The sequence below is a fragment of the Bradyrhizobium sp. USDA 4474 genome, from assembly GCF_054057515.1.
Genome location: NZ_JBSRZJ010000002.1, coordinates 2006699 through 2022658, shown reverse-complemented (window position 1 = coordinate 2022658; position 15960 = coordinate 2006699). Strand labels below are relative to the sequence as shown.

Genomic DNA, 15960 nt, shown 5'->3' with positions numbered 1-15960 from the left:
AATAATGATCAATCGGCAGCAGTCCGCCCCGGTCGTGACGTCACCTTCGCTGTTGATCGGCCCGCGATCACAGCGCATGTGCCGGGCCGGTCTCACATCTCGATGCCTACGGATGGCTTCCCCCTCCTGGTGGTGAGCCGTCGGATGACCGTGGTATAACGCCTCCACCGCGGGCCCAACTCTCATACGACCTGAACGGGAGGCCGAGCCGCTCATAATGGACGCGGAGATAGCCGTCATTGCCGCGCGTCACTGCATCCGGTCTGACTTCCTGCACTTCCTGCGCGATCACTCCGACATAGGCTTTATCGCTGCCGTTGTACGCAAAGCGGTAATAGCCGATACCGTTGTCGAGACGACCGAGAAGCACGACGTCGTGCTTCAAGTTGATGTCCGACCGGCGCCCGCCGCCACGTCCGCCGCCACCTCGGCCTCCGCCGCCACGGAACCCTCCGCCGCCTCCGTGAAAACTCCGGCCGCCACCGGCACTCCGGAATGCTGCTGCCCGGTGTCCGCCTCCCGCGAACCTCGCTGCACCACCCCGGCCGGCGGCCGGCCTGAAATGGCCAGCCCGCGACCCGCCGCGATGCGCAACACGATTCCCGGAGCGCGCGTGTCTGCCGGCGGTGGAGCGATTGCGGGCCTGTCGATTGCCAGCATTTCTGTTGGCTCCCGCCTGCCGGTTTGCCGGACGGCTGCGGTCTGCTCGTTGCGAGCGCTCCCCTCGCTGCGCGCGGTTGCCTGCATTCGGACGATTGGCGGCATTTCCCAATCCTTGCCGACCGCCTTGGGGGCGATTGGCGTTGCCGAATCTCTGCTGAAGGTTCGAGTTGTTGTAGCGTGCACCTTGGCGGTGCCTTGTGTCGTGGCGCCAGTGCTCGACATGCGCCCCGCGGTTGATGTCGATCGCTCCGCCGCCCCAATTGACGCGACTGCCGCCCCACCATCCGCCGCTTCCCCAATAACCGCCCGTTGCCCATCGTCCGAGTGCGTAAGCGGCGCTGAACGCCACGCCGGTTGCGATCAGGCCGGCTCCGATGTAGCCGGGGTAACCCCAATAATAGGGGTATGCCGGATAAGTCGGAATAAGGCCAATCGCCGAACACCACCTGGGGTTCGTAGTAGGGCACGTAAATGCTGTCAGGAGCAGCCGGCTCGATATAGATGAACTGCCTGTTCTGGTCCTCTCTGACGGTGACCTTCTGCTCATTCGTCGTCACCAGCTTCTTTCGGTCGTAAGCCTTCGAGCGCAGCCGTTGCACTGCATCCATGACGTCTTGCTGCTGCGCCAAGAACGCCTCGCCGAGCTTCTGCGTCCATTCGAGATGCTCGTTCATCATTTGCAGGACCGAGGGTGTAGCGATCAGAGCCTTGACGCTCGCATCCCATTCCTGCTTCTCAGCCCCAGCCTTCAGGGCATCCCCCTTCAGGTCCTTGTTTTGGTTCAGCCAGCGCGCTGCGTGCACCACCTCAAGCGGATAGGTGGATGCCATGAGCACGTTTGACAGCAGCGTGTCCGGATATAGAGCGATCGGAGCAACCAATCCTTCAAGCTCCGCCGGCTTGAGTGTTCCCTGGTCGGGAACCGGCGCAGGGGATGAACTCGTCGCCTGAGGTGTTTGATCCGCAGTTTGCGCCAATGCGGGCAAGCCGATGCCGAGCGATGCAAGGATCGCTCCCATGACGACCATCTTCCTTACGAACTGCATGCGCTGGCCTCCCTCGCTACACACGAGATCGCCGAGTGCCGGTTGCGTTTGACGTAGATCAAAGAATGCGCGCGAAGGAGGAGGCGAACGCGCGCGATTCATGAACGCAGGAACTCTGTCGGCGAAGTTCCGATCTGGAGTAGGACCTCAGCCGGCGACTAGTCGTCTTCGTCTTCAGGCTCGAGACTGTGCTGGATGACATCGCGCATTCCGCGCATGACGACGTATGACGCAAAAGACATCCGTCTCTTCTGATCTTCACTCAAGGTTTTGTAGAGAGGCTCCCAGGCAGCAGCGAGCTTCTTGAGATCGTCGCCACGCTGGATGAGGCGCTCCGCTCTGCCTTGCATGAGCTCGACTGGATTGCTGTCCTTGAGGGGGTCGACGGCTTCGTCATGCAGCTCGACGATCCGCTGCAATCGCGCCTGCCGGTTTGTCGCTCTGTTGCGGATTGCGTCCTCGACTGCGGGCCAATATTTTTCCTGATCGGCCGTCAATTGGAGAGCAGCCTTGATGATGCCGACTCGCATATCTGTCAAACTCTTCAAGTCGGCTGCGGAGGGCGCCTGTGTTCCCGCCGTCTGTGACGTCTCTGCGGCGCGGACGAGAGGGGAGGTTGTCATCAACAGGACGAGTGCTGCGATGGCTGTCGTTTTCGTCATTGCAAGCTCCTGAAACTGCGCCCCCGAGCACACTGGCTGCATCGGGGCTGGTTGGCGCTTGATCTGGGTCAACGGGTCTCGTGAGATTGCAGCGGGAGATTGGGATAGCAAAGAGATGGCAAAGCGCTGTGACGCCTTCCACGACCCGCGCCAGCTCCAGATGCAAATGGCCGATCATTTTCGCGTTGCGGCTCTACGACGCGAGGTTGCCTCGGCAAGTCGCGGAGATCATCGGGAATGTCCAGCTCATTCCAAAGCAGACGGCGGAGTCCGAGCTGTCGCATTGGTTCGGCCGGCAGAGAATGTTTTGACTACAAGCGCCCGGACCGAAACAAACGCTTTCCATATTCTTGCGAACCAAGGAATCATGAGCAGCTTCGGCTTTACCACGACGAAAAGCCGCTCCACGAGCAGAATGCTGACCGCGTAGCACCCCACAACCATGGCGGTGCCGGTGATCCAATGGCCTTCTCCTGCCACGGCTACCGCCACGAGCTTCAAGGGTTCGACGGTCGCGGCGGGCAGCGCGAGCAAGACCAGCGAAGGGTATGGGCCAAGTCTCTCAATCAACCGTTTCACGCTCATCGTATGCTCCTTCCGACGGAGAATTGCAGCCACCCGCCCATTGTTCCTCAAAGCGGAACATCTACCGTCTCACGTGGTTATGTCCGCAGCATCAAAAGGAGAAACACGAGATGCAGTCGGCGACCGACCACGATGGCGAGGGGACCTCTGTGGCCTTGAGCTTGGAAGAGGAGGTGGCTGCCTGGCGCAACAGGCGTGGCCTACGACAAGGGGCCACGACAGGCAGGATCCAAGTCGTTCGCATATCGAAACGTGTGCTCATTCGGTCGCGTGAGCCGTTCCAACGCGTGCTAAGGCCAAGGCCGTAGTCGAGCAGCAAAGATGGTTCTCGAAAAGGTGTTTGCGTCTTGGGCGTTATGCGCTGGCGCCGTTGATCGCACTTGGTGCCAGAGCTGCAAGGCAGGTCATCAGTTCGTCTTTTCGAAATGGCTTCGTCAGCCTGGGCAGGTCCGAGGCAATGCCTTCTACCTCTGAATAACCTGAAATAATCAAGACCGGAATGTCAGGAGAGATCGCGCGAATTGTGCGCGCCAACTCAGCGCCGCTCATGCCAGACATGAGATGATCCGTCACGATCAAGTCGATGGGAGTTTTATCTCTCACCACTTCGAGTGCCTGTTCGGCTGACGTCACCTCTATGACGCGATAGCCGAGGTCGACTAGCATATCCGCCGTGCTTAAGCGAACGAACTCCTCATCATCTACCAACAACGCAGTACCGCGGCCTCGCACCGAGTGGGCATCGCGTGAGATATTGGGTAGGTCCGGGACAGCCTCGGTTTGAGGCAGCCAAAGCTCGATGTTGGTACCGAGACCCAGCTTGCTGTTGACTATCAATGCACCGCCGAGCTGGGAAGCTAGACCGTGGACCATGCTGAGGCCCAAGCCAGTGCCCTTCCCTAAGCCCTTGGTAGAGAAGAACGGTTCGACCGCTCGAGCGAGCGTTGCCTCGTCCATTCCGACCCCAGTGTCAGCCACGGAAATTCGAACGTATTCGCCGGGCGGTACCTTCCGGTCTGCCTCCAACTGAGTATCTGCTGACGCGGCTATCCGGAGCGTGCCTCCATTCGGCATAGCGTCGCGAGCATTCACTGCCAGATTTAGAAGAGCCATTTCCAGCTGGTTCTGGTCCGCCTTGGCCGGCGGCAGGTTATCTTTTAGGTCGACTACGACTTTGATCTGTGGCCCCGTCGTGCTCGACATGAGCTCAGCCATGTTTTCAACCAGCTTGGAGACGTCAACCGCAACCGGTTGGAGCGGCTGACGCCGAGCAAAGGCGAGCAGCCGCTGGACAAGCACCTTCGCTCGCTCCGCCGATTGCGCGGCACCGGCGATCAGGCGCTTTTCACGATCACCACCTACCTCGCGGCGCTGCAGCATATCGAGCGCGCCGACGATCGGCGTAAGCAGATTATTAAAATCGTGGGCAACGCCTCCGGTGAGCTGCCCCATCGCCTCCATCTTCTGGCTTTGACGTAATGCTTCTCGGGCAACTTCGAGTTCAGCTTCGCGGGATTTAGTGACGCTGAGATCGCGACCAACTGCGATGAAGTTTTCACCGTCTGCCTCCGGCGCGACAGTCCACTCAATATGCTTCCAGCCGCCTTGCACGGTTGCGATACGATTTTCGAACCGGCTCGGCTGACGCGTCTTAGCCATCCGAGCAATCGCGGCCAGCGTAGATTGCCGGTCATCTGGATGCATGAAAGTCGAGTAGCCACGTGCAAGGAGCTCCGCTTCGCTCCATCCCAGTATTTGCGTCCAAGCAGGGCTCACCGCAGACATCATGCCGGCGTAGTCGGCGCGCGCGAGCATGTCCTGAGAGAGATTCCAGAGACGGTCGCGCTCTGCCGAACGGGCCGCAACCTGAGCTGCCAGTGTTTCGTTCAACTGCCGCAAGCGGCCCTCGCTCAGTCTTAGCTCATGCTCTGCTGCGCGCCTGGCTATCGCGGCGTGCGTGCGCTCTGCAAAGTCGCGAACGAGAGTAACTTCCTCGACGCTCCAAACGCGCGGTACCGGCGAATGGACAAACATTTGGCCGACGGTTCGCTCATTCTCCGTGATGGGTAAATCCAGGTGTGCTCTAATTCCAAGCGCTCGAAATGCGCCGGCATTCACGGCAGTGCGCGGATCTTTCTCGACATCAACGTTCGTAACCACGCGGCCCTGCCGTAGGTCGTCGATATACGACCCGTAATCTGAAAAATGATGAAGTCCGGCAAGATTATCGTATCCAGGGGCGAACCAATTCCTTTCAACAAAAGTAGTTCCGGCCTCGTGATCAATCGCACCATACCCCACTCGCGAAGCCCCTAAGACCTTGCCCAGCAGTTCAGACGCGGTAAACGAGATGTCTGCGGTGTCCGCGACGTTGCGAAGACGCTCATCGAGTTGCAAAAGCGCATCCCGCCGACGCGCTGCCAAGACCTGGCCGGTCGTCTCGGCGACGGCGCAGAACATCCCTGCGACGTGACCTCTCTCATCGCGGACCGGCGAGTAAGAAAAGGTAAACCAGGTGTCCTCGTTGTGACCGTTCCTGTTCATTGTCAGCGGCAGGTTCTCGCGGTATGTCGCCTCACCCGCCATGGCGGCGTCGATTAGGGGCGAAATGTCAGGCCAGATTTCCGACCAGATGTCGAAGAAGCGTTCGCCAAGTGCGCGCGGGTGCTTAGCACCAAGTATTTCCGCATATGCGTCATTATAGAGAAAACCAAGCTCTGCGCCCCAAGCTACGAACATGGGAAACTTGGAATTGAGCAAAAGACCGACTACTGACCGCAGGGACTGCGGCCAGCCGCCGGGGTGACCCAGTGGTGAATTCGACCAATCGTGAGCGCGCATAAGCGCCCCCACGGTGCCACCGCCGTTCAGGAAGTTGAATTGACCGGTTAAGTCGGCTCTTCCGGACATGCAGTCAGCCATATGCCCTCAACACTCGGAAAAGAGATGACCGTCGCGGGACATGGTGACGGGAAGAATGCATCCAAATCATCCCCGAGGCGAGTCCTGTTTGACTGCAGCATCGCGACAATTGCTCGAAATTCGCCATTTCTCGTTGCGGCCCTCCAAAACCTGCCGAAGAGGGAAAGAGACAGAGGATAGTTCGGTTCATAGAGCAAATCCTCAGCTCAGCACGGCCGCGTTTCTTGCCGCTCGGATGACTTTCAGGTCACCGGAGCTTTGCGAGTGACGCCTCAACGGTCTCCCGCGTGTACGGCTTCTGAATCACCGGAGCATCCGCAAGCTCCTCCGGAACTGGCGCGCGCTCGCCATAGCCGGTGGCAAAGACGAAAGGCACTCGCAGTTCTTTCAGCTTCCTGGCGACCGGCATGCTGCTCTCGCCGCCGAGATTGATATCGAGCAGAGCGAAGCTTGGCCGCGTCCGCCCGATCACCTGCATCGCCTGATTCACGGAAGCGGCCGTCTCGACGTGACGCGCGCCGAGATCGAGCAGGATCACCTCGGCCGCCATCGCGATGATCAGATTGTCCTCGACGACCAGCGCGGTTTCAGAAATCCGTGGCGTGGCCTTTTCCTCCGCTTGCAGGCGCGAGGGTGCGCCTGAGAGCGCCGGGATGAACTGCACGTAGTTGGCGGGAATGACGAAGCGTGCCTGCACGCCAAGTAGGTCGAAACGAATCTCGGCATCGCCCTTGAGGTCGAATGGCACGGAACGCTCGATGATGGTGGTGCCGAAGCCGCGCCGCGATGGCGGTTGCACCGGCGGCCCGCCGCTCTCTTTCCATTCGATTACCAGGCTGGAGCTGCGGTCCAGTGTCCAGACGACCTCGACCTGGCCGGTCGAGTCGGCCAGCGCGCCGTATTTCGCCGAGTTGGTCATCATTTCGTGCACCACCAGCGCCAGTGTGGCGAACGCCTTCGGATCGAGCGCGACGTTGGGGCCGTCAAGCTTGATGCGGTCGGCCCGCGCGCCGAGATAAGCGCCGGCTTCGGACTCCACCAGTGACTTCAGCGCCACCGGAGCCCAGTTGAGGCTGGTAATTTGGTCGTGGGCGCGCGCCAGAGCCTGGATACGACCTCCGAGCACCGTCGCGAATTCCTCGATGGAGGCCGTGTTGTCCTTGCTCTGCGCTACCAGGCTGCGCACCAGACTCAGGATGTTGCGCACGCGATGGTTGAGCTCCGCAATCATAAGCTCCTGGCGCTCCTGCGCGTTACGTCGCTCGCGCGCTGCGAGATCGGAGAGCTGAAGGATGACTTCGAGCAGAGTCACGCGCAGGCTTTCGGCGATGCGGAGGTCGGCCGTGGTCCAGGGTCTGGACTGTCCTGCCACCGTCTCCTGCCACAGCTCAAAGCTCTTGCGCGGGGTCAGCCGATCACCGAGCGGACCCTGCGCATACGACTTGTGGGGATCGCCGGCCCAGTTTACCGAGCGCAGCACCTCGCGCCGGAAGAAGATCAGGCAGTCCCGCGGCGCCCGCGAGATCGGAACAGCAAGAAAGCCGGCGGCCCGGTCGCGGAATGATCGGCCCGCGGCATAGACCTTGCCGATTTCAGCGCTGGCGGTGATACGTCCCGGCGAGGTGCGATTGATGAAGCCGATCAGGTCCTTAACCTCGGCTTCATTCGGCGTATCACCTTGCAGCGTGAGCTGGCCCTCCGACCAAACCGCAATGCCATCGCAGGCAATCATCTTGCGATATTCGGAAACGAATTCGATGATCGCACGCGAGGAGTGAGCCTGCGAAGCGGCAACCTCCATTAGCCGCTCCTGGATCTGGTGCGCGTGAGTTTCGTAGGCCATGTCGTCTTCGCGCTCGCGCCCTTCCAATATCCAGGAAAACATTTGGCCGAACAGCTCGGAGGCAGTGCGCTTCTCGAAGGATATGTGGCGGGGTGAATAATGATGGCAGGCGAACAAGCCCCACAGCTTGCCGTCGCGCAGGATCGAGATGGACATCGACGCTGCGACGCCCATATTGCGCAGATATTCGATGTGGATTGGGGACACCGACCGCAGCACGCTCATCGAAAGATCGAGCAGCGCGGCGGTGTGTGTTGAGGTCGTCTGGATCGTCGCGGGCCCGGCGTCGACGTCCGCGATAATACGGAGCCAGTTGCGGGTGTAGAGGATTCGGGCCTGCCGCGGGATGTCAGAAGCTGGATAATGAAGCCCGAGGAACGGCTCGAGGCCGGAGGCTGCGGCCTCCGCGATCACCTCGCCCGAGCCGTCGTCGGCAAAGCGATATACCATAACGCGGTCGAAGCCGGTGAGCACCTTGAGCTGGCGCGCCGATTCCTGCGCGAGTTCGGTCAAGCCCCTGGTCTTGCGCAGTCTGCCGAGCATTAGGCGGACGAGATCGGCGGAATTGGCGCCGGGCTCAACCACGCTCGGCTCGGCCTCGACGATAAGGTAAGCGCCTGAGAAATGGATCGCGAGGTCGAACAGTGGCATTCCAGCCTGCAGCAGCAGACTGAAGATGCGCTCGACGGCGTCCGGTCCACTCAGATAGTCGACGCGGCTGCGGATTGCCGCCAACGCCGCTCCGGAGAAGACGTCTTCGATCGAACGCTGTAGCAGCGCGGATGTCTCGGTGCCGAGGAAATGGCCCGCGTTCTCCGATGCCATGCAGATGGTGAAATCCGACGACAGTGTCAGCAGGAATCCGAACGGTTGCACGCTGCCGGGGACGTGGATCGGTTCGCGATCGCAATTGGTGAGATTGACCTGCTCGTTCATGCGCCCCCCGCCGCGCTTGCGAAAGCCGCGAACGCCCGCCGCGCTCCCGATATGATTTCAGCCTCGTCCTGAGGTGTGACCATCTGGCTCTCGAGCTTACCCAGGAACGTCCGCCATAACGGCTGACCACTGCCGTGCTTCAGGTAATTCGTCGCGGATGCGACCACCGGCTCGCCGCAATCGGCGACGGTGCGCAGCAGATATTTGGCACCGAGCCGCGAGCCTTCGAGCACATACATGGTGCCGAACACCCCGTTGCGGTCTAAAGGCGCGATCGGGGGCGAAGGATGCGCCTCACCGCCAATGCGGTCGAGATCCTCGGCGATGGCGCTCCCGCGCGACCGCCGTGGCCAATCCGGAAAGATGTCCGCGACACCGGCCCGCTCCAGCGCGGTCTCCAGCGGCAGCAACGCCGCGGCGCTGGCTTCGAGGAAGCGGCGATAACCGTCGATACTAGTCAGATCAAAGGCGCCAAAGCGCGCATCGATGTCGCGATGCGCGCCAGCGGTGGCGAACCTGAGCTTTTCCCGCAGGCCGGACGCAGGTAACTCTTGCACGCAAACAGCGTGGTTCGGTGGAGCGACCGCCAGCATCGAAGTCCTAAGGTGAGCGTTGGACCGCAGACGCGCGGCACGGGCTCTGAAAACGTACAAGAGAACCAAAGGTTCCCCTGTAGATGCGATCACCCGTTGCGGCGCGTAGAAAATCGCTTCGGCAAGTTCTTGGCCGAGCCGAGCCGTTTGGGTCTGGCCTCTCATCAGTGCTTAGGGCTCGCTCTTGGACCGGGATGCGCGGATGGCTTCCTCGTGGTACCAGCCGCTGCTGCCCACAACTTCTCTCGTTCTTGGAGCGGCCACCGCCGGTTCGGCTACCCGATAGCGTCCGAGAGCCGTGCGGCCGCCAGCGGGGAATTGATAGATCTTGGCAGATCCCTGATCGCCATTTGCGCTCATGCAACTTCTCTCAATTCTGTGGATCGGCAAAAGTTGTTCAAACGGCATGTAAGCCTCGCGCGATGAGCCAACTTGTTTTTTCGAGCCAATCTCTTGTTATGTCGTGCCTGACAAGGCGAGGGGCCCAATGCACTACTGGAAAGCCGCCGTCCTCTTGACACCTCGTGGCTGCTCTAAAGGCTCTAATGATTTTGACCAAGGACCAAATCGGGCCCTTTGACCGATCCCCTGAAGGCTACGAGTGCCATGTGCACCAAATGCAGCTTTCCCTTGACGGCGGGGAAGATATTGAACGGGTATGCTTCTGCTAGACCCAATGACTGATTGAGAATGTTGATCGAGCGCGCAAGCGGATTCCAGAGATCCAGCAAGGCGTCGAAATCGCTTTCGAGGTACGGGTCTCTCAAGGTCTCCCGTGCACGCGTCTCGAGAGACAACGGAAGCCCTGCCAGGGAGTCGAGTGTCGCCACAATGTGCAGAAAGTGAGCAAAGGTTTCGGCCCAGTCTTCCCACGGGTGCGACGTCGCATAAAGACTAATGTGACTTGCCGGGTCATGCGAGCGATCTTGCCGCGCATAATAAGCGGCTAATGCGTCGTTATAATCATGTGTTTCATCACCGAAAACCAATCGAAATGGTGCGTGAAGCCGTGGTTCATCGATAAGGACGTGCCAGTAAAAGTGTCCGATCTCATGTCGAAAATGACCGAGCAAAGTTCGGTAGGATTCGCGCATGGAAACACGTCTGCTCTCTCGCTCAACGTCATCGGCTTCTGCCAGGTTGAGAGTAATGAGGCCCGCTCGATGTCCCGTCAGCACGGGGCCATGCTCGTCAGATAAGATGTCAAAACCCACTTGCATTCCTAGCCTCGAGGAAAGGGGAAGGCGGAGCCGCAGCAGGTCATAGAGGAGACGTCGTTTCGCTTCTTCGACACGTCTCCAGAGTCGCACGTTGCGCAAATCGGCGATGTCAGGAATGACGTGAGTTAGGGAGCACGCCTCACAGTAGGTTGCGTCCCCAACGGTGCACCAGTTGCACCCGATGATCTGCCGGTTGGAGCATGATCCCGTGTCTTCTAATCTTACCATCGCCATCTTGTCCGGATCGAAGACAGCTGGCTTCCGACATTCGATGCATTCAATTTGCTCGAAGGCCAATTGCGTTCGGCAGTATGGGCAGTCGAAATCCCTCATGAGGCTCGGGCTCCGATTGAGGCGACCGCGGAAATCTCCGGAAGGGTTTCCATGGACGTCAATGCCTAGCTATCGTCCTCTCACTGCTTATCGGCGCTGGTCAAGCACGTCTCGCACCCTCACAGCGAGTTGCTCAAAGGTGAATGGCTTCGAGATGAGTTGAACGCCGGCGTCGAGGCGGCCGTGGTGAACGATTGCATTGCGGGAATAGCCGGTCGTGAAAAGGATTCTGAGGCCTGGGCGAAGCTTCGCCGCGGCTTCGGCCAATACCTTGCCACTGGGTCCCGGTAAGACCACATCTGTGAAGAGCAGATCGATACGCCGCCCGGTGCGGAGTATCACAAGTGCAGCGTCGGCGTCTGCAGCCTCGATGACCTCGTAACCCAGTTCTTTCAGCACCATCGTGCTATAGGCACGGACGTCGATGTTGTCCTCCACGACCAAAACGACGTCGCCCTCGGTAGCGGTCGGTATGGTACTTTCTGCTGTGTCCTCGACCGCCCGGGCGTCACCTCGCACGCGAGGGAAATACAGCTTCACGGTCGTGCCATGTCCTTCTTCGCTGTAGATCGTGACGTGGCCACCAGATTGCTTCACGAAGCCATAGACCATCGATAGGCCCAGACCGGTCCCGCGCCCGACTTCCTTGGTGGTGAAGAAGGGCTCGAAGGCACGCCCCAGCGTCTCCTTCGACATGCCGGTGCCCATATCCGTCACGCTGACCATCACGTACTGACCGGGTATCACTTCCGCGTCGACAGCCACGTAGCTCTCGTCGAGCGCGGTATTAGCAGTCTCTATCGTCAGCTTGCCACCGTCTGGCATGGCGTCCCGCGCATTCACCGCCAGGTTCAAGATCGCGCTTTCGAGTTGGTTCTGATCTGCTTCGATCGTCCAAAGTCGCGGCGCCAGCACTCCCTCAAGTTCGATCTGTTCGCCCAGTGTCCGATGCAGAAGGTTCGTCATATCGCGGACGAGATGGTTGAGGTCCAGAGGCTTTGGCTCCAGCGCCTGGCGTCGCGAGAACGCGAGCAGGCGAGTGGTCAGACTGGCCGCGCGCTGCGCGCCCTGCTGCGCCATGTCCAAGGCGCGGCGAATGCGCGCCTCGTCCGCGGGCTTTGCCCGGCGGATAGTGTCGAGGCCGCCGATGATGACGGTCAACAGATTGTTGAAGTCATGAGCGACGCCGCCCGTTAGCTGACCGACGGCCTCCATCTTCTGGGCCTGGCGCAGAGCCTCTTCGGCTCGAATCCTTTGGTTTACCTCTTGGGCAACTCGTTGCTCCAGGTTGGTGTTCAGGATCTGTAGTTCCGCTTCGGCCGTTCGTCGCTGGGCGAGTTCCGTTTCCAAAGCCTGGAAGAGACTGGCATTGTCCATCGCGACCGCGGCTTGCGCTGCAAGTGCGACAACCCTCTGTTCTGAGATCGCGTCGAACACACCTTCGTGCTCGTGGCCAAAGAAGAGACCGCCGAGCACCTTGCCGGATCGAGATTTGACGGGAACAGCCAGGTAGCTGACCACCGGTAAGTGTCCCTTTGGTTGGCCACGGTGTGGCTCCATCGTGCCGTAGCGGGCATCCTTGCGAATATTGTCGGACCGAACGACGCCCGTCCCCTCGAAGGTAGGCGCGAACACCGGCGTGTTTCGCGGCATAGGAAATTTCTCGAACGCCTCCCGCGGTGCCCCCGAAAGGGTGTAGAGCGTGTAACTCTCGCCCGCCTCATTCACGACGTTGTAGAAGAACGCTCCGAACTGAGCGCCAGTGACCTCGACGCAGGCGTCGACGACGACCTGGACCAGCCGCTCCAAATCGAGATTGCCTGATATGGCATCCGCCGCGCGGTTGAGGATCTGCAGCGCGCGGGTCTGCTCCTCCGCCGAGTTTCGGGCCCGGCGCTCCTCCGTGATGTCAATCAGCACGCCGGCAACACTGCGATCACCATTGGGAGCGGTGCGGGGACTGCCACGCGCGACGAGATTGCGTGGCTCGCCATCGGATAGAAGCCGGAATTCGACCTCGTAGGCTTCATCGTGCTCGATAGCCCGCTGAAGGGCGCTGTCGATCTGGGCAAGATCCGCCGGATCGACGGCCTGGCGGAGAGAATCTCGCGGCACGCCTCGCGCGGCGATTTCGGCCGGCACGCCGTATGCTTCGGCCAAAGGTCCAATCATGGTCACGCGTTCACGCGCCAGGTCCCACTCGAACACCGCAACTCGCCCGGTGGATAAGGCAAGCGAGAGACGGTCCTCCGAGATGTGAAACTTCTGCTCGGAAAGGAAAACCCTCCGGTTTGCCTCCCGTCGGACGTCAGCCAACTGGATGTTGGCGTTGACCCGGGCTAAAAGCTCGCGCGCTGCGAAGGGTTTGATGAGGTAATCGTCGGCGCCCGACTCCAGGCCTTCCACCTTGGCCTCTTCGCCGGCGCGCGCGGAAAGCATGATGACCGGCACGTCCTCCAGAGCCGGTTCTGCTCGGATGGCACGGAGCAGGCCGAAACCATCGAGCTTGGGCATCATGACGTCCGACAAGATGAGGTCGGGCCGTAGCTTGCGCGCGAGGGAGAGTGCCATTTCACCGTCCCCGGCCTGATCTACCGCGTACCCTTGGGCCTCGAGCAGCCGAAGCACGTACGCGCGCATGTCGGCATTGTCGTCCACCAACAGCACGCGCTTTCCGGCGCCGGCCCGCACAGGGTCTCTGGGGGCGAGCGCCCCGAGGCCCGGCGTACTGAGTTCGCCAACCGCTTCAAGTTGAGGGCTCACATCGGGCAGCCACCTGAGGGCTTCCTCGACGTACTCCTGGGCGCGGCCTCCCGGCGTGGAGGTGATAGGCTGGCCTGTCTCCCTTACCTGGTCGGCCGGCAGGTGACGACGGCCGAACGGGAGATCGATCGTGAAGGTCGTGCCCTTTTCCGGAGCGCTTTCCACCGCGATGCGCCCGCCGTGTAAGCTGATCAGCTCATTGACTAGGGCCAAGCCAATGCCGCTTCCCTCGAAGCTGCGGCCACGTGCGCCCGCAACTCTATGAAAGCGTTCGAACAGGCGTGGGACTTCCGCAGCCGGGATCCCGATCCCGGTGTCGGCTACAGAAATCCGTGCAGTCCTCTCGTCCTCGGAAGGCGCCACGGACACGGTGATCTGACCTTCAAGCGTGAACTTGAAGGCGTTGGAGAGGAGGTTCAGCAGCACCTTCTCCCACATTTCCCGATCCACGTAGACCGGTCGGGCAAGTGGCGCGCATTCGATCCGAAGTTTGAGCCCGGCTCGCTCGATCGCCGATCGGAAGCTGGAGGCAATTTCGGCTGACGCTGCGGCCAAATCCGTGGGCTCGAAAACCGCTTGCACGCGTCCGGCTTCGATGCGTGAAAAGTCGAGCAGACTGTTGACGAGGCGCAGCAGGCGCACACCGTTGCGATGGGCAAGTTCGACCTGCTCCAGAAGCTCGGGACCGCCGCGACGGCTGCCGAGGATCTCCTCGAGCGGCCCCAGCATCAGCGTCAACGGCGTACGAAACTCGTGACTGACGTTAGAGAAGAAGGCGGTCTTGGCGCGGTCCAGTTCCGCGAGGGCCTCGGCGCGGCGACGCTCCTCCTCGTAGGCGTCTGCGTTCGCGACCGCTGCCGCGACCTGCCCCGCCACAAGGCCGAGGAAACCGCTATATTCCGCATCAAAGAGACGAAAAGGGTTTAGCCCAACCAAGAGTACACCCGAACGCCCCGTTTCCCCCGATGGCGGGATAGCAAGGACTGCGGCTTTTGCACTCGGCTGATCCCAAGCTCCGCCGGGCGCCTCGCTCGTCACCCCTTCCAGGTCGATCAGCAACGGCTCGGAGCCGACGAGCGGCCAAATCAGCTGGACGCTCAATCGAAGTGCCTCAGGTGCCTTGCCCACCGAGTTTTCGAACGTCGATGCGCACAGCTTTAGATTTCCGGTCTCCGGATCGGCCATGTAGATGACGGCAAAGGTGAGATCGCGGGAATTGGTCGCCAGCGCTCCGATGCTGCGTTGGCAGGCCTGTTGCCATGAGCGGGCGTGCAACGTTTTGGCAGCGAGTTCGCGCAGTAGTGCAAGCTGGCGTTCGCCGATCACCCTATTGGTGTCATCCGTGTTGGCGCAGATGATCCCGCCGGGCGCGCCTTGATCGTCCGGAATGGGACTGTACGAGAATGTGTAGTACGTCTCTTCGCGGTAGCCGTTGCGCTCCATGATGAGGAGTTGCTCTTCGACGTAAGTCCCTTCGACACCACCCATCGCTGTCGCCAGCATCGGGCCGATGTCGGACCAGATTTCACTCCACACCTGCGCGGTCGGCCGTCCGAGCGCCCAGGGGTGCTTGCCGCCGATTATCGATTGGTACGGATCGTTATAAAGATAGATCAGATCAGGTCCCCAACCGATCCAGATCGGTTGTCGTGACGTCAGCATGATGCGGACAGCAGTCTTCAGGCTCTGCGGCCAGTGCTCCGGCGGACCAAGCGGAGTGGACTTCCAGTCGTGGGCGCGGATGAGCGTCCCCATTTCGCCACCCCCAGCCAGAAATGAGAGTTCGAGATCGCGCACTCTATGAGAGCTCTCGGCGGAATCGATTTCGGACATAGACCCCCAAGGAGACTGAAAGTCGACCGGCTGTCAGCAGCCTCAGATGTGACTGGGAGAACCAATCCCGGTGGACCATCGTAAACAGCGGCGGACGTGACGAGGGCGCTGGGTCGCCTGTTTTAGATGACTGGATGGCCGAACTGACGAAGACAAATTCTCCCTACAAACAAGCCAGGAGGAAACCCGACACGTCGGGATCGGTTCCGCAATCGCGTGCAAGAAGGCGGCCGATGTCAGTGAAGAAGTGGCGGCGGGGATGCCGCGCCATTGTGCCCCACCTTGCGCAGGCGGGAGCGCATTCGGTCTCTTAGCTACCGACGTCTACGGACAACGTCTGGGCCGATGATGGAGCAAATATGTACCTCGCTGGGTCTCAGCCCGCTTTCCTGTCAAGCCGAGCCGCTCCCACAACCTCATTCATCGCCTGGACCAGCGTTTCCGGCGCATACGGTTTGCGGATGAGAGCGAAGCCCTCCTTCACCGCTCGGGCGGCCTTGTCGGGGTCCCGGAACGCTTCATCATGCGGAGGCTCGGGACTGTCGGCTGACCGGCAAGCGC

At 60.7% G+C, this 15960-nt stretch carries 8 protein-coding genes and 1 pseudogene; all 9 read right to left on the bottom strand.

What is annotated here, in order from left to right; translation table 11 throughout:
* Positions 1–106: 106 nt before the first annotated feature.
* The 9 genes and pseudogenes from ACVW16_RS11310 to ACVW16_RS11270 all read right to left on the bottom strand — a co-directional run bounded on the left by ACVW16_RS11310 (position 107) and on the right by ACVW16_RS11270 (position 15321).
* A pseudogene (locus tag ACVW16_RS11310) lies at positions 107–1691 on the bottom strand (DUF3300 domain-containing protein).
* A gap of 176 nt (positions 1692–1867) precedes the next feature.
* The gene (locus ACVW16_RS11305) at positions 1868–2443 is read right to left on the bottom strand and encodes a Spy/CpxP family protein refolding chaperone (protein WP_456736164.1); all 576 of its coding nucleotides are present in this window, start codon (positions 2441–2443) and stop codon (positions 1868–1870) included.
* A 174-nt stretch (positions 2444–2617) separates the two neighbouring features.
* Complete coding sequence (locus tag ACVW16_RS11300; protein ID WP_456699305.1) at positions 2618–2956, bottom strand: hypothetical protein; 339 nt, start codon at positions 2954–2956, stop codon at positions 2618–2620.
* Positions 2957–3310: 354 nt separating this feature from the next.
* Positions 3311–5866, bottom strand: coding sequence for a PAS domain-containing protein (locus ACVW16_RS11295; protein WP_456802351.1), 2556 nt, complete (start codon positions 5864–5866; stop codon positions 3311–3313).
* A 259-nt stretch (positions 5867–6125) separates the two neighbouring features.
* Positions 6126–8657, bottom strand: coding sequence for an HWE histidine kinase domain-containing protein (locus ACVW16_RS11290; protein ID WP_456736162.1), 2532 nt, complete (start codon positions 8655–8657; stop codon positions 6126–6128).
* Complete coding sequence (locus ACVW16_RS11285) at positions 8654–9415, bottom strand: biliverdin-producing heme oxygenase (RefSeq protein ID WP_456802350.1); 762 nt, start codon at positions 9413–9415, stop codon at positions 8654–8656. The genes ACVW16_RS11290 and ACVW16_RS11285 overlap by 4 nt, the downstream gene beginning before the upstream one ends.
* Before the next feature lie 6 nt (positions 9416–9421).
* Positions 9422–9610, bottom strand: a complete 189-nt coding sequence (locus ACVW16_RS11280; protein WP_456736161.1) for a DUF2735 domain-containing protein — start codon at positions 9608–9610, stop codon at positions 9422–9424.
* 182 nt (positions 9611–9792) lie between these two features.
* The gene (locus ACVW16_RS11275; RefSeq protein WP_456738807.1) at positions 9793–10803 is read right to left on the bottom strand and encodes a putative zinc-binding metallopeptidase; all 1011 of its coding nucleotides are present in this window, start codon (positions 10801–10803) and stop codon (positions 9793–9795) included.
* An 87-nt stretch (positions 10804–10890) separates the two neighbouring features.
* A complete protein-coding gene (locus ACVW16_RS11270) occupies positions 10891–15321 on the bottom strand; it encodes an ATP-binding protein (RefSeq protein ID WP_456739079.1) in 4431 nt (1476 codons plus the stop codon).
* Positions 15322–15960 lie beyond the last annotated feature (639 nt).